Genomic DNA, 25,799 nt, shown 5'->3' with positions numbered 1-25,799 from the left:
CTTTGTAACACAAAGTCCGCGCAGGTTCAAAGCCCCCGGTGTGGGAAAGCAGGAAAACGGGGTGCCGGGCACTGGGCCCGGCACCCCGTCCAGGAGTGGTTTACGCAGGTCAGCCGGTGAACCGCCCGGACACGAGACCCTGCGTCGCCGCGAGGCCGGCCTTGGCCGCGGTCGGCGCCGGTGGCGTCGGCTGCGGCAGCGGGGCGCACTCGACGTCGGCCGTGCGGCCCGGCTTGCGGGCCGGAAGCGCACCCGTCGCCAGGTAGTCGGCGATCTTGGTGTCGACGCACGCGTTGCCACGCGGGGTGATCGCGTGGCTGGTGCCACCCGGCTCCGCGATCAGCGAAGCGCCCGGGAAGCGGCTGCGGACCTCGAGGCTGCCCGGGTAGGGCGTCGCCGCGTCGAGCGTCTCGTCGATCATCAGGACGCTCTGGACGCCCTTGCCGTCAACCTTGGTCGGCTTGCCCGCCTTCGCGGGCCAGTACAGGCAGGGTGCGTTGAACCACGCGTTCTGCCAGGTGAAGTACGGCGCCTTGGCGAAGGTCTGCCAGTTGTCGCGCTTCCACTGGTTCCAGCTCTGCGGCCACTGCACGTCGGTGCACTGGACGGCGAGGTAGACGGCGTAGCCGTTGTCGTCACCGCGGCCGCCGAAGGCCTCGAACAGCGTCTTCCAGTTCTGCCAGTCGCCCTGGTTGACGAACCGGGACAGCGCGTCGCCCAGCAGCGTCCACCGCAGCTGGTAGTAGCTGGCTTGCTGGATGACGTCGAGGATCTCGTCCGGGCCGATCACGCCGCCCGCGGAGGTGAAGGACGTCTTCAGCAGCTGCTCGTTGACCACCCGCTGCACGGCGGCCTGGGTCTTGCCGAGGTGGTAGACGTCGTCGTGCTGGGCAAGCCAGCCGAACCAGATGAGGATGTTCTTGTCGAAGGCGACGTCCTGGTTGAGGTTGTCGCCGTACCAGACACCGCGCGGGTCGACGGTCGAGTCGAGGACCATCCGGCGCACGTTCTTCGGGTAGAGCGTGCCGTAGACCTGGCCGAGGTAGGTGCCGTAGGAGTAGCCGTAGAAGTTCAGCTGCTTCGCCCCGAGCGCCTGGCGGATGGAGTCCATGTCCTTGACCGTGTCGGTCGTCTTCATGTTCTCCAGCAAGGCCTTCGGGTTGTTCTTCGCGCAGGCCTCGGCGTAGCCCTTCGAGCGGGCGAGCCAGGTCTTCTCCAGCTGCGGGGTGAACGGCGCGTACTCCGGCCGGTCGTAGTCCATGTAGTTCGGGTCGCAGCTGAGCGCGGGCTTGCTCGAGCCGACCCCGCGCGGGTCGAAGCCGATCCAGTCGTAGGCGTCGCCGGCGTGGTTGGGCACGCGCGGCCCGCGGGTGGCCAGCAGCAGGCCGGAACCGCCGGGGCCACCGGGGTTGGTCAGCATGACGCCCTGGTACTGCGCGTCGGGGACCTTGTGCTTGACGCGGTCGACGGCGAGCTGGATCCGGTCGCCGTGCGGCTTCGAGTAGTCGAGCGGCACGCTCAGGAACCCGCACTCGGCGCCGGCGGCGACGAGCGTGGGATCGGTGCACGGCCCCCAGGCGATCGTCCCGGCTTGGTTCGCGGGCGCGGGCGCGGCGCTCGCTGCCGGCGCACTCACGAGCGCGGTCGCCACCGCGGCGGTGACCGCGGCGATCAAGACACGTCTCACTGTTTCCTCCCTTTCCCCTGCGACTGCGGGCGGGAGAACCCTAGACCCGGGCCAGGGGCTTCGGGCAGGGCAAACGGGGTGGCGGCCGGGAATGCCCTACGAAAGGCGGAAACCGGTCATCGAGGGCACGCAGCCGTCCGAAGTGGACTGTGCGGCGGATCGCTTCAGCCGTGCCGCCGGACGAAGGCCTCGATCAGCTGCTGGCGCTCCGCCGAAGTCGCCCGCTCCAGCTCCACCGTGTCGCCGTCGATCGTCACCTTGATCTTGTGCTTGCCCGCCTGGCGGCCCAGCCACTCCTTCAGTGTCTCCACCAGGCCCGGGAACACCCCGCCCGCCGCGCTGAACGCCACCAGCAGCGAGCCCACCGTCACCGGGTCCGCCGCCTTCGCGCCCGCCGGGGCCTCCGCCGGTAGCGCGCGCAAGTCGACGTCCAGCTCGCCCAGCTCCGCGCGCAGCCGGCGGGCGAGGCGGTCCAGCTCCTCCGCGTCGGCGTCCGGCGCCTCGATGCTGAGCACCGCGCACCGAGTGTCCGGTTCGGTCATGCGCGCCATGGTCCGCTGCGGAACGCGTGCGGGCAAGGCCCCGATCAGGCACGGATTTCGTTGAGGTAGTTGTAGATCGTGTACCTCGTGACGTCGAGCCGGCCGGCCAGGTGGTCGACCGCGTCCTTGATCAGGAAATAACCGGCTTCGTCGAGTTCCCGGACCACGGCCGCTTTGTGCCGCTTCTTCATCAGGTCCACCGGGATCCCGGCCTTCGTCACCGCGCGGTCGACGAGGAACCGCTGCAGGCTGTCGACGTCCGGTGGGAAAGTCTCCGGCTCCCCGTTGCCGCCCGCCGAAGCCGACGCGTCGACGCTGTTGACGCACAGGCAGCCGACCGCGACCCCGTCGGCGTCGCGCAGGAACAGCGTCGACGACCGGATCGCGCGGCCGTCGGGACCGTGCGTGCGGTAGTTCGTCAGGTCCTGGGTCGTGCCGCGCCGGACCAGGCCGAGCAGCAGGTCGGTCATCGGCCCGCCGACGCTGCGGCCGGTCAGGTCGCCCGCGATGGCGACGATCGAGTCCGGCAGCCTGCTCAGGTCGTGCAGCAGCACCTCGTTGCCCGGTCCGAGCATCGCCGCGAGCCCCGGGATCGCCGGCACCAGCGCCGTCAGCACCTCGTGCGTCGTCGCTCCCGCGGCCGGGACGACCAGCGGTTCCCGCGGCCGGGTCAGGGTTTCCAACGCGGAACGCAGCAGGTCCGCGGCGGCCACGGGCGTCGACGCGTGCGGCGACAGGCGGACGTGCTCGGGCCGCACGGTCGCCGCGATCCCCGCGCTCGCCAGCGCCGCCCCGACCTGTTCGGCGGGGTGCCCGGGCAGCGTGAACGCCAGGATTCCCGCACGGCGGTCGACCGCCGACACCACTTCGGCGCCGCAGGACGCGAGCACTTCTTCGAACGCTCCCAGCCGCTCGGCGATCCGCGCCGCGATGGCGCCGACGCCGGCGTCCTCGACCAGTTCGAGGGCTTCGGCGAACGCGCCGGACGTGATCGGGCTGAGGTTGGAGATCGACCAGGCCTGCGCGGTGGCGTCCGGCGGGTGGATCTCGTCGTCGAACAGGCCCGGGTCACGCGCGCCGGTCCAGCCCGACAACACGGGGTCCATCCGCTCCAGCGCGCGATCCGACAGCACCGCGAAGCCGGTGCCCCAGCCCGCGCGCAGCCACTTCTGCCCGCCGACGACCAGGACGTCGGCGACCTCCCACGGCTCCTCGACGACGCCGAAGCCCTGGATGCCGTCGACGACCAGGAGCCGGTCGCCCACGACGTCGCGCAGCGCGGCGAGATCGGCGCGGTAGCCGGTGCGGAAGTCGACCGCGCTGACGCTGACCGTGGTGATCTCCGGCGTCAGCGCCGCGGCGACGCGCTCCGGCGTCACGTAACCGCTGGTCAGACGCCGGACACGCAGCCGCCCGGCCTGTTCGGCGCGGGCCCACGGGTAGCTGTTGGCCGGGAACTCCGACGCCGACACCAGCACTTCGCCCGCGCTGTGGAACGCGGCCTGGAACAACCCGAGGCTCGTGTTGGGGAGCAGCACGGTGTGGTCGGTGTCCGAACCGGACAGCCGCGCGGCGGCGGCCTTGGCCCGGATCTCCTGCCGCATCAGCTCGTCCACAGTGGACGGGCCGGCCGTGGTGGCCTGGTCGAGCAGGGCGGCCGTCGTGTCGAGGACAGCGTGCGACGGCGGCCCGAAGCGGGCGAAGTCGAGGTAGCCGGCGGGCTCGTCGAACTGGAGCAGGTACCGGGGCGAAATCCGCGTCACGCGAGGATCCTCGCCAGGAACTGCCGGGTGCGTTCGTGCTTCGGCGCGCTCAATACTTCGCTGGGCGGCCCGGTCTCCACGACGGCTCCGTCGGCCAGGAACACCACCTCGTCGGCGGCCTCCGCGGCGAAGCTCATCTCGTGCGTCACGACGACCATCGTCATCCCCTCCCCCGCCAACGTACTCATCACTTCGAGGACCTCACCGACCAGCTCCGGGTCGAGCGCGGACGTCGGCTCGTCGAACAGCATCAGCTTCGGCTTCATCGCCAAGGACCGCGCGATCGCTACGCGCTGCTGCTGGCCGCCGGACAGCTGGGCCGGGTACGCGTCGGCGCGGTGCGCGAGCCCGACGCGGTCGAGCAGCGCCAGCCCCTGCTTGCGGGCTTCGTCCGGTTTGACCCCGAGTACCCGGATCGGTCCCTCGACGACGTTGTCAAGGGCCGTCCGGTGCGCGAACAGGTTGAACCGCTGGAACACCATGCCGATGTCCCGGCGCTGGTGGGCGACCTCGCGTTCGCGCAGCTCGTAGAGCTTTCCGCCGCGCTGCCGGAAGCCGATCGGCTCGCCGTCGACCCAGATCTGGCCGGCGTCGATCGTCTCGAGGTGGTTGATGCAGCGCAGGAACGTGCTCTTCCCGGCGCCGGACGGGCCGAGCAGGCAGACGACCTGTCCCTTGTGGACGTCCAGGTCGATGCCGCCGAGGACTTCGGTGTGGCCGTAGGACTTCCGGACGCCGACGGCGCGCAGCAGTGGCTCAGACACGGGCACTCCTCACCAGCGGCACCCCGCGCAACGCCTTGCCGGCGCGGGCGAGCGGCCCGCGCTCGGCCTGGCCGAAGGCGCGTTCCAGGTAGTGCTGGCCGACGCCGGCGACGGTCACCACGACCATGTACCAGACGGCCGCGGCCAGCAGGGTCTCCATCACCAGCAGGTTGTTGGAGGAGATGTTGTTGGCCGCGTGGATCAGCTCGGTCACGCCGATCACCGAGGCCATCGACGTGCCCTTGAGCATGTTGATGAAGTCGTTGCCGGTCGGCGGGATGATCACGCGCATGGCCTGCGGCAGCACGACCCGGCGCAGCGTCGCGGCCGGCGTCATGCCGATCGACTTCGCGGCCTCGGTCTGTCCGTTGTCGACGCTGTTCAGTCCCGCCCGGACGATTTCGGCCATGTACGCGCTTTCGTTGAGCGCCAGGCCGAGGAACGCGGCGGTGAACGCGCTGATCAGCACGTTCGTCTGCTCGTGGACCAGGAACGGGATGTCGATGACCGGGAAAACGAGCGCCAGGTTGTACCAGAGCAGGATCTGCAGCAGCACGGGCAGGCCGCGGAAGATCCAGATGTAGCCGGCGGCGAACCACCGCGCGACCGGGTTGGCGCTGCGGCGCAGCAGGGCGATGACGATGCCCAGCACGATCGCGACGGCCTGGGACAGCACGGCCAGGACGACGGTGTTGAGCAGGCCGGTCGCCATCACCTTGTAGAAGACGAAGTCCGGGACCTGGTTCCACGCGATCTGCGCGTTGCCGAGGGCGATACCGAGCAGGACGAGCAGCGCGATGATGATCGCGGCGGCGACCCAGCGGCCCCAGTGCCTCAGCCGGACGATCGGCAGCGGTTCAGGAGCCGCCATTGACGGCAGCCTCCTTGATCGCGCCCTGCTCGACGCCCCAGGCCTGCAGGATCTTGCCGTAGGTGCCGTCGGCGATGAGGGCCTGCAGCGCCTTCTGGACGGCGTCGCGCAGCGGCGTGTTGGCCTTGTTGACGCCGATGCCGTACGGGCCGCCGTCGATCGGTTCGCCCGGGACGACCTCGAAGAACTTGCCGTCACCCGCGGTCCGCGAGATGTAGACGGCGCTGGGGAGGTCGTTGAGGATCGCGGCGACGCGGCCGGTGCGCAGCTGGTTCTGGTTCTGGTTGTCGCTGTCGGTCGCGGTGACGTTCAGCGCGGGCTTGCCGGCCTGCGTGCACTTGGTGCTCTGCGCCTCGGCGAACTTCTGGTGGCTGGTGCCCTGCACGACGGCGACGTTCTTGCCGCACAGGGTGTCCGGGCCGGTGATGCCGTCCGGGTTGCCCTTGCGGATCATGATCGTGATGCCCGAGGTGAAGTAGTCGACGAAGTCGATCTGCGCCTGGCGGGCCTTGGTGTCGTTCATGCCGGCCATGGTCAGGTCGATGCGGCCGGACTGGAGGCTGGTGATGAGCGAGCCGAACGCCATGTCCTGGTGGGTCACCTGGACGCCGAGCTTGGCGGCGATCGCCTTGGCGAGGTCGACCTCGTAACCGATCGGGGTCTTGCCGTCGGCGGCGTAGAAGTTGTTGGGCGCGGACTGCAGGTTCGACGCCAGGTGCAGGCCCGCCGTCTTGACGGTGTCCGGCAGGGCCGCGTTGAGCTGGGCGTCCTTCTGCACGCCCTGGACGATCGCGGCGGTGTCCGGGATGCCGGACGCGGGTGCGCCGGCGGCCTGCGACGTCCCGCCCGCGCCGTCCGGACCACCACCGCACGCGGTCACCAGGACGGCCAGGCTCGCGAGCAACACCGCCTGAGCGGCGCGGGAACGGGACATAACGGACCTCCACTGTTCGGCTGGCCGGAACGGTACAACTCGTTGTTGAAGAGGTCAACTGGCTGTTGAAATCCGGTTCGGTGCTAGCTTCGCGGCATGAGCCTGCGGATCGGCGTCCTGGGGGCGGCTCGCATCGCCCCCGCTGCCCTGGTCAAGCCCGCTTCTTCGCACCCCGCCGTCTCGGTGACGGCCGTCGCCGCGCGCTCCCGCGATCGCGCGCAAGCGTTTGCTTCGCGGCATCGGATCCAGACGGCGTATGGGTCCTACGAGGAGCTGCTGGCGGATCCGGACGTCGACGCCGTGTACAACCCGCTGCCGAACGGCCTCCACGGCAAGTGGACGCGGGCGGCGCTGGAAGCGGGCAAGCACGTGTTGTGCGAGAAGCCGTTCACGGCGAACGCGGACGAGGCTCGCGAGATCGCGGCACTGGCTTCGGCGTCGGACCGCGTCGTGATGGAGGCGTTCCACTACCGGTACCACCCGCTGGCGCTGCGGGTGGAGGAAATCGTGGCGTCGGGCGAACTGGGCACGCTGCAGCGCGTGGAGACGGCGTTGTGCTTCCCGCTGCCGAAGTTCTCCGACATCCGCTACGACTACGGCCTGGCGGGCGGCGCGACGATGGACGCGGGCTGCTACGCGGTCCACATGGCCCGGATCTTCGGCGGCGAGACACCTTCGGTCGTTTCGGCTTCGGCTCGGCTGCGGTCACCCCGGGTGGACCGCGCGATGACGGCGGAGCTCCGCTTCCCTTCCGGCCACACGGGCCGGGTGACGTGCTCGATGTGGTCGTCCTCGCTGCTGAAGATCAGCGCGAAGGTGATCGGGTCACGCGGTTCCGTTTCCGTGTTCAACCCGCTGATGCCTCAGGCGTACCACCGGTTCACGGTCCGGATCGACGGCGCGCGGCGCACGGAGAAGTTCCCCCGCCGGGCGACGTACGAGTACCAGCTGGACGCGTTCGCGGCGGCAGTCCTGCACGGCGAACCGGTGAAGACCTCGCCGTCGGACGCGGTCGAGACGATGACCGTGATCGACGAGATCTACCGCGCCGCGGGACTGCCGCCGCGCGAGCCGAGCTAGGCGGCCACGTAGTTGCCGCTCAGGATCAGCAGCACCTGAACCGTGATGCCCGTCCCGTAGTAGTCCGTCGCGTCCGGGGACCACGTCGAAACCGCCGTCCACAGCTTGTCCAGCCACGCCTGGCTGCCCGCGTCCGTCATCGCCGCCACCGCGAACGGCGCCGTGAAGCACGGGTGCTGGCCGCTTTCGGTCTTCGAGCCCGACAGCGAGTAGCCGCTCTGGATCTTCGCCGGGTCACCGCCCGTCGCCGACTTGATCCACGTGTTCATCTTGCGGACCTGCGCCGCCGCCGCGCTGCCGGAGAACGAAATCGCGTCCGCGCCGAGGCGCCACGGGTCGCGGCACGCGTTCCAGCTGTACTTGCCGTCGTACGGGCCCTCGAGGAAGTCCGCCGGCGCCGGCTTGGGCGTCGAGTTCGTGTTGACCACGAAGTCGGGCAGCAGCCCGGTGTTCGGCGCGTACGACGACTGGAGCTGGCTCACCGCCGTCTCCGAGCGGGTGCGGACCGACGTCCAGAAGCTGTCGCCGGTCGCCGTGGCGAACGCGCGCAGGTGGCCGGGCATCCAGTCCGACGAGCGCGAGCTGTTCCGGTACTCCGCGTCGTTGCCCCAGTCGCCGAGCAGCGTGAACTTCGTCGTGCCGTTGACTTCGCTCTTCTTGATCGCGTTGATGATCCGGATGGCCTCGGCCTTGTAGTTCACCGAGCCCCCGCTGCCCCACTTCTTGTCCGCGATCAGCAGGCCGTAGGCGATTTCGAGGTCGCCGTCGGTGGCGGAGTCGCTGCCGTTGACGCTCCTGCAGTTCGAGTCCTGCTCGGCCGCGTGCAGGTCCTTGTTGTTGACCGACGGGTGCGCCTTGACGAACTTCAGGATCCCGTCGACGATCGAGCGGGCCTGCGGGTCCTTGTCGGCCATCATCGCCGAGATCGTCATGCCGTAGCCCTCGCCCTCGGCGACGAAGGCGTGATCGGCGTCCTTGGACAGCACGGCGTAGGTGCCGCTGCCGCACTTGGTCGTCAGGAAGTTCTGCTTCCAGAAGTCGTAGTACTTCTGCAGCGCGGCATCCTGCGTGGCCTGCGAGACGGACGGCCGCAGGGTCCCCGACACGTACGGGGTGCCGGCCGCGGACGCGGCCGACGGCACGCTCAGCAGCCCGGCGGCGAGCGCGGCCGTGGCCACCACCGCCCGGACGATCTTCTTCATCGCTCCTCCGTAGAGACATCGTTGGCTGCGGCGACGGCGATCAGAGCCTGACAGAAGGTTCAAGACCAGGTCAAGACTGTTAGGAAACTTTCCTTACTATGACCGTGAGTGGTCTCACCGAGCGGCCGGCCACCCGGACGGACTAGCGTGTGACCCATGAAGATCGACGACCGCGGACCCGGCTTCCGCGCGTTCTGGACCGAGCGACGGCTGGCCACTCTCACGACGGTCCGGCCGGACGGCACCCCGCACGTCGTCGCGGTCGGCGTCACCGTGGACTTCGAGGCCGGGCTCGCGCGCGTGATCACCTTCGGCACGTCCGTCAAGGCCAGGATGATCCGGGCCGCGGGCGCCGACGGCGTCCCCGTCGCGGTCTGCCAGCTGGAGGGGCCGAAGTGGTCCACTTTGGAGGGACGTGCCGTGCTGCGCGACGACCCGGAGTCGGTGCGGGACGCCGAAAACCGGTACGCCGCGCGCTACCGGCAGCCCAAGCCGAACCCGCAGCGGGTGGTCCTGGAGATCGCGATCACGCGGGTCCTCGGCAACGCGTAACCCGTCGTGAGTGCACCAGCCGCGTGTACTCGGCCAGCAGGGTCGCCAGTTCGCTGTGCTCCCCCGCCGACGCCAGCTGCTGGTGCCCCACCAGCATCGCCATGCCCAGCGACGTCAGCGTCCGCGCGAGGTCGCCGTCGCCGACTATTCCCTTGACCGCCGCGCCGACCGTCCGCAGCCGGGCGGAGTCGACGCGTTTCTGCGCCGCCCGCACGGTTTCGTCGTTCGCCGCCCACGCGCGGATGGCGGCCTCCGCTTCGTGCGGCAGCCCGAGCGTCAAGTCCATCAGCGCCGCGAAGTCCGCCGACGGCCCGCCGGTGCCGAAGTTCCGCGCGCGCAGGATCAGCACCTGCCGGTTCTCCCAGTGCTCCAGGAGCCGCTCGACGAACCCCGGCCAGCCGCCGAAGTGGTGGTAGAACGAACCGCTCGTGACGCCGAGGGCGCGGCACAGCCGGCCCACGTTCAGTTCGGTGAACCCGTGCTCCGCCAGCACGTCCAGCGCGGCTTCGAAGTACGCCTGCCGCGTGACCGCGGGCATCAGACGTTCCGGTCCTGGTCCCGCCAGTACGGCTCGCGCAGCGAACGCTTGAGGATCTTGCCGGTCGCGTTGCGCGGCAACGCTTCCACGACGTCGACGCTGCGCGGGCACTTGTAGTGGGCGAGCCGTTCGCGGCAGAACTCCATCAGCTTGTCGGCGTCGAGCCCCTCGCCGGCGACGACGGCCTTGACCTGCTCGCCCCACCTCTCGTCCGGCACACCGATCACGGCCACCTCGGCGACACCGGGGAACTCCGCGACTACCCGCTCGACCTCCGGCGAGTAGACGTTCTCGCCGCCGGTGATGATCATGTCCTTGACGCGGTCCTCGAGGAACAGGAACCCGCCGTCGTCGAGGCGCCCGACGTCGCCGGTGCGCACCCAGCCGTCCACGATGGTCTCCGCGGTGGCTTCGGGCTTGCCGAGGTAACCGGCCATCCGCTGCTCGGTGCGGACCCAGACCTCGCCGACCTCCGCGTCTTCGGCGGTCACCGGGTCGACGATCCGGATGTCCACACCGGACAGTGCGGTACCCGCCGAGGCGAGCCGTTCGGGGCGGGTGGCGTCCCGGTGCGCCTCCGGGTCCAGCGCGGTGACCGCGCCGGACAGCTCGGTCATGCCGTAGACCTGCGCGAACTTCACGTCCGGCCAGGCCGCGAGCACCGTGCGCAGCAACGGCAGCGGCATCGGCGAAGCGCCGTAGCACAGGTACTTCAGCCGGGAGAACGCCTTGAGCGCGGCCTCGCCGGCCTGCGCGATCCCGGCGACCACGGCGGGCACCAGGAAGGCGTGCGTGATCCCGGCCTGCAGCGCGGCGAACAACGACGCCGCGTCCGGCTCGCGCGTCAGGTAGGACGGTTCGCCGTAGAGGAACCCGGAAACGGCGTAGCAGCTGCCGCCGACGTGGAACAGCGGCATCGCGACGAGGTTGACGTCACCGGCGCCGATCGGGAACGCGGTCCCCGCGGCGAGCCCGTGCGCGATGACGCTGTGGTGGGTCAGCACCGCGCCCTTGGGGAAGCCGGTGGTGCCGCTGGTGTACATGATCAGGACGCCGTCGTCTTCGTCCACATCGGACGCGGTGTGCGGCTCCCCGGCGGCCAGGAAGTCCTCGTACTCGTCGTGCTCGCCGCCGACGACGACCACGCGTTCCAGGGCCGGCAGCCGGTCGCGGACGGCGTCGAGCGCGGGCACCAGCTCGGCGCCGACGAAGACGACCTTCGCGCCGGCGTCCTTCAGGACGTAGGCGAGTTCGTCACCGGAAAGCCGCCAGTTGACGACGGCGTTCGCGGCACCGGCGCCGGCGGCCGCGAAGGTGGTTTCCAGGCAGGCGGGGTGGTTCTTGTCGACGAAGGCGACGCGGTCGCCTTTCCCGATCCCGGCGGCGGCCAGCGCGCCCGAGAGCCGCCGGACGCGCTCGTCGAACTCCGCCCAGGTCCACCGCCGGTCGCCGAAGATCAGCGCGGTGCCGGTGGGTCGTTCGCGCGCCCAGTGCGCCAGGAGCTCACCGAACAACCGGACGCGGGGGCGGACGTCTTCGGGCATCGGAGGACTCCTCGGGCCGGCGCTGGACCATAGACCGGTCTATGGTGCGCCGCGCTTCCCCGGCCCGTCAACAGCGGACAACGATGACCATGGCGCCCGGATTGCCGGTTTCTTCCTGCCGCGTCAGGCGAACAGCGCCAAGAGCCCCTCGGTCGACCGCACCACGACGTGCGCCGCGGTGCGTTCGGCGTGGGGCTTGTCCGGGCGTTCCGCCTCGTGGCGCCAGCGCCGCAGCGCGTCCAGGCCCGCGTCGTAGATGTCGCCCGGGTCCGCGTCCGGGTCCAGGCCCAGCCGGTCCGCCGGGGACGTGCCCTGCGCGCCCAGCAACCGGATCGCCTCTTCCGCCGGCTCACCGGACAACGCCGTGCGGCCGCCCGTGATGTCCGCGATCAGGCGCAGCTCGCGGAAGTCGTGCGCGGCCGCCGCGAAGCGCTCCACCCGGGACACCAGCCGGTCGCCGCCCGGGCGGGGCTGGGCCGCCAGCAACGTCTCCAGCCGGATCACCGCCGTACGCGCCTTCAACGCCTCGGCGCGGGCCACGAAACAGCCCGCGAGCGTGTCCCGCAGCTCGCCGAGACCGCTGCGGCGCACCAATTCCGCCGACAGCTTCAGGCGGTCGTCGCAGCCGGTGCGGATCAGCGTCAGCGCCAGCCGGACGCCGAACATCCCGAACCGCACCACCAGCGACCGCCGCGTCTCGACCGGGATCGGGCCGGGGAACGCGGGGTCGGTGAACGAGTCCACCGAAAGCACGTGCCGTTCCAGCTCTTCGCGCGGCACCGCGGCGAACGCGGCGAGCAGGTCGAACTCGTCGTCGCGCAACGACCGGCCGCCGTAGGCCAGCTGGCCCGCGACGGCGATCACGCCCAGGAACCCGGTGCACAGCGGGTCTTCGCGCCACGCCCGGCGCGCGAGCTGCTTCGCGGTCAGCAACGCGTCGATCCGGCCCGCGCCGACCTCGTCGGCCCGCGACAGCACCAGCACCGAGTTGACCGCGCTCTGCCGCGCGAACGCCGAGCCGCCCGGTGCGTGCGCCGCCGCGAGCTCGTCCGGCTCGAGGTGCCGCACGAGCCGGACGGTCGCGTCCGGGAAGTCGTCGGCCGGGCCGGGGTCGTCGAGCAGCACGAGGTCGCGCAGCGCCCGCGTCGGCCATTCGCCGAGCGCGGCGGCGAGCGTCGACTTGCCCGACGACGGCGCCCCGGTGAACGCGACGCGCAGCGGCTGCTCCAGCCGGTTCAGGCAGTCGTGCAGGAGGGCCGAAGCCCGCGGGTCGTCGCGGTAGAGCCCGGCCGCGGCGTGCAGCAGGTCGCGGACGTCCTGCGTCACGCCGAAAGCTCCCGCCGCTTCCGCCCGGCGATCGTGCCGAGCTCACCCGCGCGCTGGTGCAGCCCGGCCAGGCGGTCGATCTCCCGGCGGATGTGGCCGGTCTTGCGTTCGCGCTCGGCCGAGCCGGCCATGATCGTCTCGCGCTCGCGCGTCAGCTCGTCCGCGAGGTCCTCGGCCAGGCCGGTGAAGTGGTCGCGCAGCCGCCGCTGCACGACGCGGATCGCGTCCCGGCTTTCCTTGCTGAACCGCAGGAACACGTCGTCGACGTGCCGTTGCGCCGCCTGCTTGGCGACGGCTTGGCGCCGCTGCAGCCGCATCCCGCCCTCGTCGCGGATCGTCTTCACCGCGAACGCCGCGCCGGCGCTGATCGACACGGGGTTGATCAGCGGCAGGCCCAGCCACGGCAGGCTGGTCACCAGGCCGAACATCAGCACCCCGCCGTACGAGCCGCGCAGGCCGGTGAAGGCCTGCTGGCCGATCTTGAACTTCTCGATCTTCGGCCGCCGGACGTCGTCGAGGCTTTCCACGCCCGAGCCGTCGAGCGGCAGGTCGGGCAGCGCGTGGTCGTACTGCGCGCCGAAGCACGCCGCGACCGCCTGCGCGGTCCACTGCGCCCGTTCGGTCAGCCACGCGTAGTTCGTCTCGATCGCTTCGGCCAGCGCGTTGTCCAGCCACGGCGCGAATTCGTCCCACACCTTCGCCGGGTCGCCCTCGTCGAAGGTCTGGTCGATGGTGTTGACGATCTTGCGCGTCCGCTCGCGCAGGTCGTACTCGACGTCACCCATCAGGTCGGTGATCTCGTCGGAAAGCAGGTTCTGCCACCGGGTGTTCTGCCGCCGCAGGTCGTCGGCCCGCCGTTGCGCGCGCTGCAGCAGCGCGGCCTGGCCGAGCCCGGCGTCTTGTGCGGCTGTGTCGATGCGGTCGCGCAGCGACTCGACGAGCTCCGCGGCGGCGGCCCGGATCCCGACGGCAGCGAGCAGCGCGCGAGACTGCTCCGGCGGACGGGCGGCCTGTTCGGCGATCCACGTGAGCAGTTCGGGAAAGCCCGAACGCGCGTTGAGCTCGGCGTCGCCGGTCTTCGCGGCGGCCTGGCGCACGACGGCGGAAACCGGCAGCACGGGCGCGTCGATCCCCGCTTCGGCGAGCATCCCGCGGTTGCGTTCGGCGACCGCGCGCCAGCCGGGCGAAGCGTCGATCTTGGTGAGCGCCAGCACGACGTGCGGGCACCAGGTGCGCACGTGCCGGGCGAGCGCGAGCTCGGCCGCGCTGAGCGGCGCGGTCGCGTCGGAGACGAGGATCACCGCGTCGGCTTCGGCGAGCAGGTCGAGCGCGGCGGCGGTGCGCGGCGATCGCGGGTCGCCGACCGGCGGGGTGTCCACCAGGACCAGCCCGGCGGACAGCAGTTCCCGCGGCACGCCCACCTCGACGCGGCTGAGCGTGCCGGCGGGCCGGGCGCCGAGCTCCCCGCTGAGCCGTTCGACCGCGACGGGAGTCCGTTCGCGGGAGCGGCCGACCAGGGTGGCGGCGGGTTCGGCGGCGTAGCCGATTTCGGTGGGGACCTCGGGGGTCGCGGCGTCGCCGACGGCGCACACGGGCGCGTTCAGCACCGCGTTGAGCAGGTATCCCTTGCCCTGTTTGGGGAAGCCGAGCACGCCGAGGCGGATCTGCCCCTCGGGCGCGTCACGACGTCTGCGAAGGCGCTCGGCGAGATCGGCGCGGCCGTGTGTGCGGCACGCGTCCAGCGTCTCGTTGAGCACTTCGAGCCAAGCCGGTGCGGTCACAGCGGACGAGTGTCCCCGGTTTACTCCCCGTGCGCACACCGGGTGCCCGTCCCGCGGCTGCACCCAGACCGCGGGACGGGCACCGGTGACCGGTTCGGGGATCAGTGCCCGAGGTGGATGTCGTTCGACGCGATGTCACCGATGTGCAGGTTGCCCAGCGCGTTGTGGCTGACGTCCGCCACGTCGGAGACCACGTCGTGGACGGCGGTGCCGGCGCTGTTGCCGCTGGCGATGTCGCCGACGGCACCCGCGACGTTGTGCTCCACGTTGATGCCGGTGGCGTTCGTCACGGCGCCGGTCACGTCGCCGACGTTGTGCGAGATCTCGCCGGTGACGTGCTTCACGTCGAGGTCGGCGGCGCCCTTGATGATGCCGGTGAAGTCGCCGATGTGGCCGGTGACGTTGCCGGCCAGGTCGCCGACGCCGAGGCCGCTGGTGACGTCGTGGACGTCGCCGGTGACCTCGTGGACCTGCGCGTTGGCCAGGCCGACGGCCTGGTGCGCCTGGTCGACGGCACCGCCGACGGCCTGGTAGCCCTGGTCCACGGCGCCGGCGACGACACCGTCGTTGGCGTCGGTCAGGTACGCCGGGGCGGCGGTCAGGTTGGTCAGCGCGGCCGAGTCGAGGCCGTTGGCCAGGTCGCCGCCGAGCACGTTGCCGGCCAGCGCGGTGACGTTGCCGACGTTGGTGAGGTCGTTCACACCCGGGAGCGCGCCGACGGCGGGCAGCTGGCCCACGGCGGGCAGCTCGCCGACGCCGAGGTCGCCGACACCCGGCAGCTCCGGGGTGGCCGGCAGGCCGAGGCCCGCGGTGAGGGCGGTGAGCTGGTCGATCGCGCCCTGGATGCCGGGGGCGTCGGTGCCGACCGGGGCCAGGTCGCCGACGGCCGGGAGGCCACCGACGGCCGGGAGGCTGTCGACCGGGACGAAGTCGAGCACCAGCGGGATGACCTCGTGCACGTCGGCGGCGCTGACGTCACCGAGACCGGCGGCGGCGAGGGCGCCCTGCGGGTCCGTCCCGAAGGCCGCGAGCGCGGTCGGGTCGTTGAGCAGGTTCAGAGCGAAGTCGTGCAAGGTCTGCACGGAGTCCATGGGGATTTCTCCTGGTCCGGTGGTTCGGGGGACAGCATCGGCCGCAGGGACCGGTGCTCCGACATCAAGTTAGGGAGCCGGTGCCCCCACGCACATCGGGGATCACTCCGAGTCGCAGTCCAGTCAGCCAATAGGGGATCGATATGTCATCGTTAGGGAGTTAGGGGCTCATCCGAGACGCACTCAGTTGGATTAAATCCTTCCAACCACTTGCTTGACTAACCCGTTTGGGTGAGGATGCCCCGAGCCCTAGGGGGATTCCGCACCCCCGATCGGCCCCGCGAGGTGAGGAGGAAGCGCCGTTGCCCTACGTCCTCGGGATCGATGTGGCACAGGGGCGGACGCACGCCGCGACCTGCCGCCGTCAAGGCCCCGGCTGGGGCGAGCCCGAACCCCTCTGGCTGGGTGAACGGACCCCGGCCGCCGCGTCCGCGCTGTTCCTGGACGACGAGGGGTACCTGCTCACCGGCGACGCCGCCGCGCAGGCGGGCGCCCGGGTCCCGTCCCGGCTGCTCACCGGCTTCCACCGGCGGATCGGCGACGACGTGCCGATGCTCGTCGAAGGCGAGCCGTTCCCGCCCGAGACGCTGACCACCGTGCTCGTCGAAGGCATCGCCGAGCACGCCGCGAACCTGTTCGGCGGGCCCCCGCAGCACCTCGTGCTGACCCACCCCGGCGACTGGGGCGGCTACCGCCGTGACGTGCTGCGCCGCGCGCTGGCCGACGCCGGGTTCGCCGCGGTCACGCTGGTCCCCGGCTCGGTCGCCGCGCTCGGCGCGCACCTGCCCGTCCCCGGCCCCGGCGCGCAGTTCGCCGGGGTCTGCGAATTCGGTGCCGACGGCGTGAACGTCACGCTGGCCACGGCCACCGGCGCGAGCGGGTGGCAGCCCGCGTCGAGCGCCGAAGGCGTGGCCCCGGCCGCGGCGCTCAGCACGCTGTTCGCCCTCGCCGGCGCGGCCTCGGCCTCCCCCAGGGGGCTCGCCGGCGTGGTTTTCTGCGGCGACGTCCCGCCGCACGCGCTGCCGGCCCGGCCGCCGTGCCCGGTGTTCGCGGGACCGGTTCCGCCGGCGGCCACCGCGCTCGGCGCGGCCGCCCTCGCGGCGCTGCGCGTGGACCACCGGGGTGCCCCGCACGAACCGCCCGCCGTCGAGACCACCCTGCTCCCCCAGGTGGACACGCTCGGTGACCTCGGCGAGCGGCCGCCCCGGCCGCCGGTCGACATCACGCCGTTCGAACTGCCCGAGCGCGCCACCCCGCTGAACCTGTTCCGGCGGCGGCGCCCCCTCGCCGCCGCGGTCCTCGTGCTCGCGGCGGCCGTCTCGGCCGTCGTGATCACCCTCACCGCCCGCGAAGCCACCGCCGGCCCCGACTCGTCCCCCGCTCCGAGCCACTGCGCCCGCCCCGGCGCCCCCTCCGGTGAAGGTCACTGTTGAACACTCTGCTCACGCAGGTCCCCCCGCTCGTCCCCGTGCACCCGGCCGCCCGGCAGCTGCTGGACCAGGTCGCGGCCGCCCCGGCCACGCCGTTGCGGCTCGCCGTCGTCGCGCCCGGTGGCTACGGCAAGAGCGTGCTGCTCGCCGCCCTCGACCGCTGCTACCGCGAAGCCGGCGTCGAAGCCCTGCTCGTCGACGACGCCGACCGGCTGGCCCCCGACCAGCTCGAGGAGCTGCTCACCGGCGCGGACGGCCCGATCGTCGTCGCGCACCGGCCCGCCCCGGTGTCGGCCACCTGGACGCTGCTGCAGCTCGGCCCGCTCGGCGTCGACGACGTCGCGCGGCTGATGACGGCCGTGACGGGCAAGCCCGCCGATCCCGCCGCGGCGGCCGAACTGCACGCGCGCAGCGGCGGCGTGCCGCGGCTGGCCGAGCGGGAGCTGCTCGGGCGGCTGGAGGACTTCCGGCCGGAGCTCGACGAACTCGACGACGACGTCCTGCGCTACCTGACCGCGGCCGAGGCCGGGGCGGGGCGCAACCTCGACCTGCTGTGCGCGCTGCTGGACCGCGACCCCGACCGGCTGCCGTCGATCGTCGACGCCGCCCGCGCGACCGGGCTGCTCGGCCCGGACGACATGCTGCCGCCGCTGGCGGCGGTCGCCGTCCGCGACTTCGGGCCGCCCGCGCGCCGCCTGACGACGGTGCAGCGGCTGGTCGAGCTGCAGCTGGCGAACGGCCTGCCGGTGCTCGACCTGGCGCGCTCGCTGCTCGGCACGGGCAGCTCGGGCTCGTCCGCCGCGGCCGCGTTCGCCGCCGCGGCCGGCGAAGCCCTGCCGTCGGACGCCCAGCTGGCGACGCGGCTGTTCGAAGCGGCTGCCGAAGCGGGTGACCGTTCGTCCGCCGTCACGACGGGCTGGGCGCGCGCGACGGCGTTGTCGGGCGACCTCGACACGGCGTTGCGCCTCGGCGACGGCATGCTCGGCGACCCGGACCCCGGAACCCGCGCGGCCGGCGCGGCGATCGCGGCGACCGTGCTGGCGCACCGCGGCGAGCTGGCCCGCAGCGCGGAGCTGTACCACTGGGCGTCCCGCACCTCCCCGGACGGCGCGGGCACCTGGGCCGGGGCCGACGCGTTCGCGGCGATCGCGCTGGTCGGCACCGGCGACCTCGCCGGTGCCCAGCGGCTCCTCGACTCCCCCGCCCCCGGCGTGGCGCCGACGTTGTTCGCCGGCGCGGCCACGCGGATGGCCCGCGGCATCGCCGACTCGGTGGTCGGCTGCGCGACGGAGACGCTGTCGACGCTGCTCGGCGCGGCGGCGATGCTGGAACCGGCCCTGGGCGGCACGCTGCTGCCGGACAGCCCGGCGGCGCTGGCCGCGCTCGCGGCGCTGCACACCGGCGAGCTGTCGCTGGCGGAGTCGGTGCTGACGCGGGCCCTCGACGGCGGCATCGGCGGCGACCTCCTGGCGGTCCGCCACCGGCTGCTGCTGGGCTGGGTGGCGATGACGGCGGGCGACCTGGCGACGGCGGCCGAGCACCGCGACGCCGTGGCCGGCCGAACCCTGGAGGCCCGCGACGAGCTGTTCTTCGCGACACTGGAGCTCGGCCTGGCCCGGCGGGCGAGTGACCTCGTCGGGCTGCAGCGGTCGTGGAACCGCGCGTACCAGGCGTCGATGCGGCAGCAAACGGACCTGTTCGGCCTGCTGCCCCTCGGCGAGCTGGCGATCGCGGCGGCCCGCACGGGGGCGTTCGCGAAGATTTCGGGCCGGCTCGAGCGTGCGCACGCACTGCTGGGCCGCCTCGGCGAGCCTCCACTGTGGACGGTCTCGCTGGTGTGGCACGAGCTGCACGCGGCGATCACGCTGGAGGACGCGGAAGCGGCGAAGGCGCACCTGGCGACGTTGGCGACGCACGCCCACTGCGGCCGCTACCCGAGCGCGCTGGCGACGGCGGCCCAGTGCTGGCTGTCGGTCCTCGGCGGCAAGTTCGACCCGGACGCGATCACCGCCGCCGCGGCCGAGATGCACGACCTGGGCCTGCGCTGGGACGCGGCCCGCCTGGCCGGCCAGGCGGCGATCCGCACGTCCGACCGCAAGGCGATGGTCCGGCTGCTGGAGGCGGCCCGCCAGTTCCAGGGCACGGCGGCCCGCCGCGAGTCGGGAGCGGCCGAACCCGCGGCGGCCGGGACCGGCCTGGCGGCGCTGAGCGAGCGCGAGCTGGAGGTGGCCCGGCTGGTCGTCGAGGGGCTGACGTACAAGCAGGCCGGGTCGAAGCTGTTCATTTCGGGCAAGACGGTCGAGCACCACATGGCCCGCATCCGCGGCAAGCTGGGGGCGTCGGACCGGCGCGAGCTGCTCGCGACGCTGCGCGAGCTGCTTTCCCGGCCGGACGCCCCCTGAAGCAACCCCCACCCTCCCTGGGGGCCGGCCCCGCTTCCAGCGTATCGGGGGCGCCCGACCGAAACCTTGTGGAGACCGTCGGCCGGGCCGCTTTGTCCACATCTCGGCCGGCCTGTGGATCACTGGCTCAGCCGCTGGTCGTCGCGGTGAAGGTGGCGGCCGGGCCGGTTCCCGTCGCCGTTACCGCCTCCACCGTGAACGTGTACGTCGTCGCGGGCTTCAGGTTGTCCACCACCCTCGTCATGCCCTTGATCGTCGGCTGGGTCACCAGTGCGTCCCGGCCCCGGACGTCGATCGTGCGGCCGTCGGACACCGTGATCGTGTAGCCAAGGACCGGGGTGTCGCCCGTGGCCGCCGGCGGGTTCCAGCGGATCGAAGCCGCCGTCGCGCTCGGCAGGGCACGGGCGTTCGTCGGCACTCCGGGCAGCGTTCCCGCCTTCGGGCCCGGTGTCACCGGAGCCGCGGCCAGGGAGGGTTCGCTTGTGCCGTAAGCGTTGCGCGCCGCCACTGTGACCGTGTACGCGGTCCCGTCCGTCAGGCCCGGGACCTCGGCGTACGCGCGCTTCGCGAAGTCGGCCGCCGGGATCGTCGCGGTGTAGGTGCGGCCGCCGCCCGTTGCCGTCACGACATAGTCCGTCACCGGGGCGTTGTTGAACGCGTACGTCGGGTTCCACGTCGCGTACAGCTTCCTCTCGACCGCGAACGTGCCCACCCGCGACGGCGCTTCGGCCGGCGCGGCCCCGCCCACCCGGCGGGTCAGCAGGCCGCGGTAGGCCGGTTCGAGGCCCGCGTTCGCGACGATCGCCGCCGGCGCGTCGGACGGGTTCGCCAGGAGCTTGTTGCCGCGCGTGATCGCGCCCTTGTCGACCTTGTCGCGGTCGCCCTGCTCCCAGTAGTTGTCCTCGGTCAGCGTCGGGTCGTTGTTGCCGAGGCCGTCGCGGTAGTCGACGTGCACCGTGCCGACGTTCGCGTACGCCATGTCGTAGAGGACGTTGCCGCGGATCGTCTCGTAGGTGTTGCCGTTGTCGGTGTAGACGCCCTTGCCGAGGCCCCACTGGCCGTGGATGACGTTGCCGGTGACCTTCTCGCCGTCGTCGAGCGAACTGCCCGTGATGCCTTGGGTGTAGACGCCGCCACCGTCGTCGAGCATCAGCATGTAGTCGAAGATCAGGTTGTCCGAGACGGCGTTGTCGTGCGACAGGTTCGGCGTCGCCGGCTGCTTGATCTTGTCGGGCCAGCCACCCCAGCCGACGGAGATCGCCGAGTAGCCGACGTGGTCGATCTGGTTGTGGGACAGCGTGTTCCGCACGGTGTAGCCGTTGACGATCGGCACGCCGCCGTGGAACTCCCGCGGCAGGCCGTAGAGGTGGTTGTCGGTCACCGCGACGTCGCGCACGACGTCGGCGTCGGTGTCGGTGACCGGTTTGTCGACGCCGCCGATCTGCACGCCGTTGCCCGAGATGTCGGTGAAGACGTTGCCGCGGACCAGGGATTCCTTGGTGCCTTCGACGAGATCCAGCGCGGCGCCGCCGAGGTGCGCGAACACGCTGTCGCTGAACTCGACGCGCTGCCCGTGCGACACCGAGACGTTCGCGGGCTCCCGCGTCCACGACGCGTACGGGCAGGTGCCGCCGGGCACGAACTGGCAGAGCCCCTGGGTGGCCCAGCCGTCGGCACCGGTGATTGTGTAGCCCGCCTGGATTTCGGAGAAGCCCTCCGGCGACGACGGCGTCAGCCACGTCGCGTAGGAGTAGCGCAGCCCACGGAAGGCGACGTCGTGGATGCCCCGCGCGTCGACGAGCTTTTCCAGCACCGGCACCTCGACGTCGGCGCGGCGCAGGTCCTGTCCCGGCTTCGGCAGGTAGTAGACGACGTGCGCGGACCGGTCCAGGTACCACTCGCCGGGGGTGTCGAGCAGCTCGAAGGCGTTTTCCGCGTAGGTCGGGTGCCGTCCGTTGGTCAGGTCGGCCGGGCCGACCATGTTGACGCTGCGGCCGGGGATGTCCGGGAAGAGCACGCGTTTGGTCGAGTTGTCCCAGCACGGCTGGGCCATGGTGATGGTCGTGCCTTCGGCCGCGGCGAGCGGGCACCGCGGCTCGGTCCACTGGCCGAGGCCGTCGCGCTGGATGTTCCAGAGCGCTTCGCCGGCGGTGTAGACGAACTCGACGTCCTTCGGGTTGCGCCAGTGCGCGAGGGTGTCGGCGCTCGCGGTGTAGCCGGTGGCGGTGGCCTTGACGGTCACCGGCAGCGGCCCCCGGGCGCGTTGTTCGCGGACACCGTCGACGTACAGCTGCCGGCTGTTGCCGAGCCCGGCGGGCGCGGCCGCGGCGAACAGGCCGGGACGGCCCGGGACCGGCCGCCACCCGGTGACGCGCACGCCGCCGTTCAGCTCGGTGTCGCCGCTGCCCTGCCAGATGACGCGGTGGCCGTTGCCGCCCGAGTCCCGGGCGTCGAGGCGAAGCGGCTCGGTCAGCCGGAAGACGCCGGGAGCGAGGTGCACGGTGAGGTCGCGCGAGAGGTGCGGCGCGCGCTGCCGCACGAGGTCGCGCGCCTTGCCGAGGGTCCGCACGGGCCGGTGCGCGGTGCCCGGAGCGTGGTCGGAGCCGGCCGGCGAGACGTAGACGTCCCGATCGGCGGCGGAGTCCGGATCCGCGGCGGCGGCCGGGCCGGTCGTGGCGAGCAGCGCGCCCGCCCCCAGGAGAACGGTCACCACGGTGCGGCGCCGCTTCGAGCCCCACTTCGTCAGCATGGGACGAAACATAGGATCTCTGAACGCCCATGTCGACAAGTTCCCGCTCAGCGGGGCGCGTTGTCACCTATTCATCGGATGCCTGCCCGGTCAGTCGCGGCTGGGACCGAACCGCTCGGTGCGGATCCGGTGCGGATCGTGGCCGAGGGCGACCAGGATGTCGGCGACGGTCTCGACGAAGCCCGTCGGTCCGCAGACGAAGCACGACGCGCCGAACTCCGCCGGCCACCCCGCCGTGTTGAGCGTGGCCACGTCGATGCGCCGCGGAATACCGGGGCGGCCTTCGGGCAGCTCGCGCGTGTAGACGTAGGTGATGTCCAGCCCGGCCACCGGCGTGCGCAGCTCGTCGGCGTAGTACCGCTCAGCCGGGGTGCGCAGCGAGTAGATCAGCTTGAAGGGCGTGCGCACGCCGGCCGCGCGGCGGGCGCGGATCATCGCCATCAACGGCACGATGCCCGAGCCACCCGCGACGAGCAGGACCGGTTCGGGAGCCGTCGGCCGCCAGACGAACCAGCCGCCGACGGGCCCGCGGATCTCGACCGGGTCACCGACCGCGTACGGGCCGGTCAGGTGCTCGGACACCTCACCGTCGGCGACCCGCTGCACCGTCAGCTCGACTCGGTCCCCATCGGCGGGCGCGGCGAGCGAGTAGCTGCGCTGCGCGCGGTAGCCGTCGGCGGCGGTCAGCCGGACGTCGACGTGCTGCCCCGCCAGGTGCCCCGGCCACCCGGGCAGGTCGAAGACGAGCGTGCGCGCCGTCGGCGTCTCGTCGCGGATCGCGGCCAGGCGGGCGACCCGCCAGGCTAGTCGCCCTGATACCGCTGTTCGCGCCATGGATCCCCGTAGTCGTGGTAGCCGACGTTCTCCCAGAAGCCGGGCTCGTCCCGGGTCTTCAGCTCCAGGCCGCGCACCCACTTCGCGGACTTCCAGAAGTAAAGGTGCGGCACGAGCAGCCGCGCCGGGCCGCCGTGCTCGGGCGTCAGCGGCCGGCCGCCGTATTCGTAGGCGATCCAGGCCTGCCCGTCGAGCAGGTCGGCGAGCGGCAGGTTCGTGGTGTAGCCGCCGTAGGAGTGCACCATGACGTAGTCGGCGGCGGTGTCGAGCCCGCCGATCAGCGTGTCCACCGAGACGCCACGCCACCGGGTGTCCAGTTTGGACCACTGGGTGACGCAGTGGATGTCCACTGTGGGCTTCTCGCTGGGCAGGGCCATCAGCTCGGCCCAGGTCCAGGAACGCTTCTCACCGGCTTCGGTGGTGACCGTGAACTCCCACGTCTCGGTGCGCACGCGCGGAGTCGGTCCCGCCGACAGCACGGGGAAGTCCTCGGCGAGGTACTGCCCGGGCGGCAGGCGCGGGTCACCGCTGCGAGCCCGGCCACTGAACCCCGGTGTCACGACACCCATGCGGCCCTCCCTTCCCGGTCGGCCCGAGCCTACGCCCGGACGCGCAGCCCGAGCGACGTGACGAGCACCGCAGCCTGTTCGGGTGACACGATCGCCCCCGCCAGGTCGGCGTTCACCGGGTCGAGTGCCGACAGGTCGCTGCCCCGCAGGTCCGCGCGCGGCAGCTTGACGGCGTGCAGCATCGCGCCCGAGAGGTCGACGTCGGCGAACACGGCGTCGCCGCAGTTCGCCCCGCTGAGGTCGGCCTCGCGCATCCGCACCCCGTGGAAGGCGACCGACCGCAGGTCGGCACCCGCCAGCCCGGCGAACGACCAGTCGCCACCGGTGACCCGCAGCGGCCGCAGCTCGCACTCGCCGAACGTCGCGCCGACGAGCTTGCACCCGGTGAACTCGGCGTCGAAGAAGTTGCACCGCTTGAAGGAGCAGCCGGTGAACGCCGAGTCCGTGTGGCGGGACGCGTTGAACCGCACGTTCCCGAACACGCAGTCGGTGAAGACCGCGTTCCGCGTCTGCGCCTCCGAGAGGTCGACCTCGAGGAACTCGCAGCGCACGTAGTGCCGTCCGGTGATCTCCTCTCCGTACCAGTCGTCGCGGACGAACCGCTGTTCTTCGACGGGTGGATCTTGCGTCGCGTCGGGCACCCCGTCAGGCTAGCCGCAGTCTCCGCCGCCGAAGGGGTCAGCGCATGCTCGATGCCCACGCCGTCCGGGCCGCCGTGCCGATGCCGGCCGCCGTCGACGCGGTGCGGGCGGCCTTCCTCGACCTCGCCGCCGGCCGTTTCGTGGTACCGCAACGGTTGTCGTTCGGCGGAGGCACGACGCTGGTGATGAGCGCGTGCCACACCCCGAGTGCGACGACGGTGGTCAAGACGCTCAGCCTGGCCGCCGGCCGCACCCCGATGATCCTCGGGACGCTCGTGTGGAACACGGCCGCGGGCCAGCTGGTCGCCGACGCGATCGAGGTGACGACGCTCCGCACGGGCGCGGCATCCGGCGTCGCGACGGCCCTGCTCGCCCCACCGTCCGCCGGCCGCTTGGCCCTCCTCGGCACCGGCGCGCAGGCCGCGGACCAGGTACGCGCGGTGGCCGCGGTCCGGCCGGTGAGCCGGCTGGCGGTGTTCGGCCGCTCGCCTGAACGCGCGGTCGCTTTCGTGGAGCGGATGAGGGCCGAGTTCCCGGGCGTGGTGACGCGGGTGGCCTCGTCGGCCGCGGACGCGGTGTTCGACGCGGAGATCGTTTGCTGCGCTACGTCATCGTCGACTCCTCTGTTCGATGTGGACGACTTGCCTGAGCGGGTTCACGTCAACGCGATCGGGTCATACCTGCCTTCCCTGCGCGAGCTCCCGGCCGAGCTGCTCGGGGGCGCCACGTGTGTGGTGGTGGATCAGGTCGAGGCGGCGCTCGAGGAGGCCGGCGAAGTGATCCACGCGGTCGAGGCTGGAGTGGTGGCGCGGTCTTCGTTGGTCGAGCTCGGGGACGCGCTCCGCTCACCGCCGGCGGTGAGCGGCCGGACGGTGTTCAAGTCGGTGGGCCTGGCGGTGCAGGACTGGGCGATCGCCAGGCTGCTCGGTGACGCTCACGGAGTGTCCGAATGAGGCGGCGGAGAGCAACGGGAGCGGCCGAACGGCGCAATCTTGGGGATTGAGCGTTTGATCGGTCACCCGATCCGGGAATTTTCCGGACATGTCTCCTTGGCGAACCACCACCAGACGGAACACGGCCGTGCGGGTCATCACGGCGATCGGCGCGATCTTCGCGGGGATCGAAGTTCTCTACATGATCATGGTCCTGGCCGGCGCCAATGCCGGCAACGCCTTCTTCATCTTCATCAAGTCCTTGGCGGTTCCTCTCGCGTTGTTCTGGCCGGGGCTGTTCAACGTGGACAACGCCAGCTTGCAGGTCATCCTCGACTTCGGCTTGGCCGCGGTGTTCTGGCTGGTAGTCACCGGCATCATCGCCCGCTTCGCGGGCCGGTGACCCGCGGGCGACGTCGCCCTCCGAGCTGCCACCTGCCGTCACTGCCCCCTCCGGTGGCGGCAGGTGGCTCACGATCCGCCACCTGCCGGTGGTTTGGTCTTGGCGCGGTACGGAAAGCGAGACGTGAGCTTCCGAGCCGATGCCATGGCGTCCCCGCTGCCGGG

At 71.9% G+C, this 25,799-nt stretch carries 22 protein-coding genes; 6 read left to right on the top strand and 16 right to left on the bottom strand.

The genetic code is table 11. The features are described from left to right. Window positions 1-109: 109 nt before the first annotated feature. From ACWEVP_RS44015 to ACWEVP_RS43990, 6 genes are all read right to left on the bottom strand, one after another. The gene (locus tag ACWEVP_RS44015) at window positions 110-1,687 is read right to left on the bottom strand and encodes an alpha/beta hydrolase (RefSeq protein ID WP_452068544.1); all 1,578 of its coding nucleotides are present in this window, start codon (window positions 1,685-1,687) and stop codon (window positions 110-112) included. A 164-nt stretch (window positions 1,688-1,851) separates the two neighbouring features. Beyond that, window positions 1,852-2,229 (bottom strand): effector-associated constant component EACC1, encoded by a 378-nt coding sequence (locus ACWEVP_RS44010; protein ID WP_452068543.1) that lies wholly within the window; start codon window positions 2,227-2,229, stop codon window positions 1,852-1,854. Between the two features lie 44 nt (window positions 2,230-2,273). Then, a complete protein-coding gene (locus ACWEVP_RS44005) occupies window positions 2,274-3,992 on the bottom strand; it encodes an aminotransferase class V-fold PLP-dependent enzyme (protein ID WP_452068542.1) in 1,719 nt (572 codons plus the stop codon). Then, on the bottom strand, window positions 3,989-4,756 hold the full coding sequence (locus ACWEVP_RS44000; protein WP_452068541.1) for an amino acid ABC transporter ATP-binding protein: 768 nt from the start codon (window positions 4,754-4,756) through the stop codon (window positions 3,989-3,991). Before ACWEVP_RS44000 ends, ACWEVP_RS44005 begins: the two co-directional genes overlap by 4 nt. Further along, complete coding sequence (locus ACWEVP_RS43995; RefSeq protein WP_452068540.1) at window positions 4,749-5,627, bottom strand: amino acid ABC transporter permease; 879 nt, start codon at window positions 5,625-5,627, stop codon at window positions 4,749-4,751. The genes ACWEVP_RS44000 and ACWEVP_RS43995 overlap by 8 nt, the downstream gene beginning before the upstream one ends. Beyond that, window positions 5,614-6,561, bottom strand: coding sequence for an ABC transporter substrate-binding protein (locus ACWEVP_RS43990; protein ID WP_452068539.1), 948 nt, complete (start codon window positions 6,559-6,561; stop codon window positions 5,614-5,616). Before ACWEVP_RS43990 ends, ACWEVP_RS43995 begins: the two co-directional genes overlap by 14 nt. Before the next feature lie 96 nt (window positions 6,562-6,657). Between ACWEVP_RS43990 and ACWEVP_RS43985 the strand changes: the two genes are divergently transcribed. Next, a complete protein-coding gene (locus ACWEVP_RS43985; RefSeq protein WP_452068538.1) occupies window positions 6,658-7,641 on the top strand; it encodes a Gfo/Idh/MocA family protein in 984 nt (327 codons plus the stop codon). Here ACWEVP_RS43985 and ACWEVP_RS43980 read toward each other — a convergent pair. Then, complete coding sequence (locus ACWEVP_RS43980) at window positions 7,638-8,843, bottom strand: glycosyl hydrolase family 8 (protein ID WP_452068537.1); 1,206 nt, start codon at window positions 8,841-8,843, stop codon at window positions 7,638-7,640. The genes ACWEVP_RS43985 and ACWEVP_RS43980 overlap by 4 nt on opposite strands. A 156-nt stretch (window positions 8,844-8,999) precedes the next feature. Here ACWEVP_RS43980 and ACWEVP_RS43975 point away from each other — a divergent pair, with 156 nt between their 5' ends. Continuing rightward, complete coding sequence (locus tag ACWEVP_RS43975; protein WP_452068536.1) at window positions 9,000-9,395, top strand: TIGR03618 family F420-dependent PPOX class oxidoreductase; 396 nt, start codon at window positions 9,000-9,002, stop codon at window positions 9,393-9,395. Here ACWEVP_RS43975 and ACWEVP_RS43970 read toward each other — a convergent pair. The 5 genes from ACWEVP_RS43970 to ACWEVP_RS43950 all read right to left on the bottom strand — a co-directional run bounded on the left by ACWEVP_RS43970 (window position 9,370) and on the right by ACWEVP_RS43950 (window position 15,675). After that, complete coding sequence (locus tag ACWEVP_RS43970; RefSeq protein WP_452068535.1) at window positions 9,370-9,933, bottom strand: TetR/AcrR family transcriptional regulator; 564 nt, start codon at window positions 9,931-9,933, stop codon at window positions 9,370-9,372. The two genes, ACWEVP_RS43975 and ACWEVP_RS43970, sit on opposite strands and share 26 nt — an antisense overlap. Further along, window positions 9,933-11,477 (bottom strand): acyl-CoA synthetase, encoded by a 1,545-nt coding sequence (locus ACWEVP_RS43965; protein ID WP_452068534.1) that lies wholly within the window; start codon window positions 11,475-11,477, stop codon window positions 9,933-9,935. Before ACWEVP_RS43965 ends, ACWEVP_RS43970 begins: the two co-directional genes overlap by 1 nt. A gap of 123 nt (window positions 11,478-11,600) precedes the next feature. Beyond that, on the bottom strand, window positions 11,601-12,803 hold the full coding sequence (locus ACWEVP_RS43960) for a GTPase (RefSeq protein ID WP_452068533.1): 1,203 nt from the start codon (window positions 12,801-12,803) through the stop codon (window positions 11,601-11,603). Then, window positions 12,800-14,584 carry a dynamin family protein gene (locus tag ACWEVP_RS43955; protein ID WP_452068532.1) on the bottom strand — a complete coding sequence of 595 codons (1,785 nt, stop codon included), beginning with the start codon at window positions 14,582-14,584 and terminating at the stop codon, window positions 12,800-12,802. Before ACWEVP_RS43955 ends, ACWEVP_RS43960 begins: the two co-directional genes overlap by 4 nt. 101 nt (window positions 14,585-14,685) lie before the next feature. Then, a complete protein-coding gene (locus ACWEVP_RS43950) occupies window positions 14,686-15,675 on the bottom strand; it encodes an IniB N-terminal domain-containing protein (RefSeq protein WP_452068531.1) in 990 nt (329 codons plus the stop codon). 302 nt (window positions 15,676-15,977) lie between these two features. Here ACWEVP_RS43950 and ACWEVP_RS43945 point away from each other — a divergent pair, with 302 nt between their 5' ends. Next, window positions 15,978-17,108 carry a molecular chaperone DnaK gene (locus ACWEVP_RS43945; RefSeq protein WP_452068530.1) on the top strand — a complete coding sequence of 377 codons (1,131 nt, stop codon included), beginning with the start codon at window positions 15,978-15,980 and terminating at the stop codon, window positions 17,106-17,108. Then, the gene (locus tag ACWEVP_RS43940) at window positions 17,105-19,507 is read left to right on the top strand and encodes a LuxR C-terminal-related transcriptional regulator (protein WP_452068529.1); all 2,403 of its coding nucleotides are present in this window, start codon (window positions 17,105-17,107) and stop codon (window positions 19,505-19,507) included. Before ACWEVP_RS43945 ends, ACWEVP_RS43940 begins: the two co-directional genes overlap by 4 nt. Window positions 19,508-19,634: 127 nt before the next feature. Here ACWEVP_RS43940 and ACWEVP_RS43935 read toward each other — a convergent pair whose 3' ends face one another. From ACWEVP_RS43935 to ACWEVP_RS43920, 4 genes are all read right to left on the bottom strand, one after another. Beyond that, on the bottom strand, window positions 19,635-22,256 hold the full coding sequence (locus tag ACWEVP_RS43935; RefSeq protein WP_452068528.1) for a fibronectin type III domain-containing protein: 2,622 nt from the start codon (window positions 22,254-22,256) through the stop codon (window positions 19,635-19,637). 90 nt (window positions 22,257-22,346) lie between these two features. Next, on the bottom strand, window positions 22,347-23,090 hold the full coding sequence (locus ACWEVP_RS43930) for a ferredoxin reductase (protein ID WP_452068527.1): 744 nt from the start codon (window positions 23,088-23,090) through the stop codon (window positions 22,347-22,349). Further along, a complete protein-coding gene (locus ACWEVP_RS43925; protein ID WP_452068526.1) occupies window positions 23,060-23,659 on the bottom strand; it encodes a sulfite oxidase-like oxidoreductase in 600 nt (199 codons plus the stop codon). The genes ACWEVP_RS43930 and ACWEVP_RS43925 overlap by 31 nt, the downstream gene beginning before the upstream one ends. Window positions 23,660-23,688: 29 nt before the next feature. Next, entirely contained in the window at window positions 23,689-24,300 is a 612-nt protein-coding gene (locus tag ACWEVP_RS43920) for a pentapeptide repeat-containing protein (RefSeq protein ID WP_452068525.1), read from the bottom strand. Window positions 24,301-24,344: 44 nt separating this feature from the next. Between ACWEVP_RS43920 and ACWEVP_RS43915 the strand changes: the two genes are divergently transcribed. Together ACWEVP_RS43915 and ACWEVP_RS43910 are read left to right on the top strand one after the other, a co-directional pair. Further along, the gene (locus ACWEVP_RS43915) at window positions 24,345-25,253 is read left to right on the top strand and encodes an ornithine cyclodeaminase family protein (protein ID WP_452068524.1); all 909 of its coding nucleotides are present in this window, start codon (window positions 24,345-24,347) and stop codon (window positions 25,251-25,253) included. A gap of 127 nt (window positions 25,254-25,380) precedes the next feature. After that, window positions 25,381-25,635: a hypothetical protein gene (locus ACWEVP_RS43910; protein ID WP_284749574.1), complete on the top strand. Its 255-nt coding sequence runs from the start codon at window positions 25,381-25,383 to the stop codon at window positions 25,633-25,635. The last annotated feature ends 164 nt before the right edge of the window (window positions 25,636-25,799 follow it).

Source organism: Amycolatopsis sp. NPDC003865 (genome assembly GCF_053605345.1).
The sequence above is the reverse complement of the archived record's forward strand: the minus strand, read 5'-3'. Positions and strand labels throughout refer to the sequence as shown.

Bases quoted from the DNA above. Each gene is read 5' to 3' on its own strand.
- ACWEVP_RS44010 (WP_452068543.1), bottom strand. From the start codon at position 2,229: ATGACCGAACCGGACACTCGGTGCGCGGTGCTCAGCATCGAGGCGCCG.
- ACWEVP_RS43935 (WP_452068528.1), bottom strand. From the start codon at position 22,256: ATGCTGACGAAGTGGGGCTCGAAGCGGCGCCGCACCGTGGTGACCGTT.
- ACWEVP_RS43925 (WP_452068526.1), bottom strand. From the start codon at position 23,659: ATGGGTGTCGTGACACCGGGGTTCAGTGGCCGGGCTCGCAGCGGTGAC.
- ACWEVP_RS43970 (WP_452068535.1), bottom strand. From the start codon at position 9,933: ATGCCCGCGGTCACGCGGCAGGCGTACTTCGAAGCCGCGCTGGACGTG.
- ACWEVP_RS43915 (WP_452068524.1), top strand. From the start codon at position 24,345: ATGCTCGATGCCCACGCCGTCCGGGCCGCCGTGCCGATGCCGGCCGCC.
- ACWEVP_RS43965 (WP_452068534.1), bottom strand. From the start codon at position 11,477: ATGCCCGAAGACGTCCGCCCCCGCGTCCGGTTGTTCGGTGAGCTCCTG.
- ACWEVP_RS43990 (WP_452068539.1), bottom strand. From the start codon at position 6,561: ATGTCCCGTTCCCGCGCCGCTCAGGCGGTGTTGCTCGCGAGCCTGGCC.
- ACWEVP_RS43980 (WP_452068537.1), bottom strand. From the start codon at position 8,843: ATGAAGAAGATCGTCCGGGCGGTGGTGGCCACGGCCGCGCTCGCCGCC.
- ACWEVP_RS43950 (WP_452068531.1), bottom strand. From the start codon at position 15,675: ATGGACTCCGTGCAGACCTTGCACGACTTCGCTCTGAACCTGCTCAAC.
- ACWEVP_RS43985 (WP_452068538.1), top strand. From the start codon at position 6,658: ATGAGCCTGCGGATCGGCGTCCTGGGGGCGGCTCGCATCGCCCCCGCT.
- ACWEVP_RS43930 (WP_452068527.1), bottom strand. From the start codon at position 23,090: ATGGCGCGAACAGCGGTATCAGGGCGACTAGCCTGGCGGGTCGCCCGC.
- ACWEVP_RS43995 (WP_452068540.1), bottom strand. From the start codon at position 5,627: ATGGCGGCTCCTGAACCGCTGCCGATCGTCCGGCTGAGGCACTGGGGC.
- ACWEVP_RS43975 (WP_452068536.1), top strand. From the start codon at position 9,000: ATGAAGATCGACGACCGCGGACCCGGCTTCCGCGCGTTCTGGACCGAG.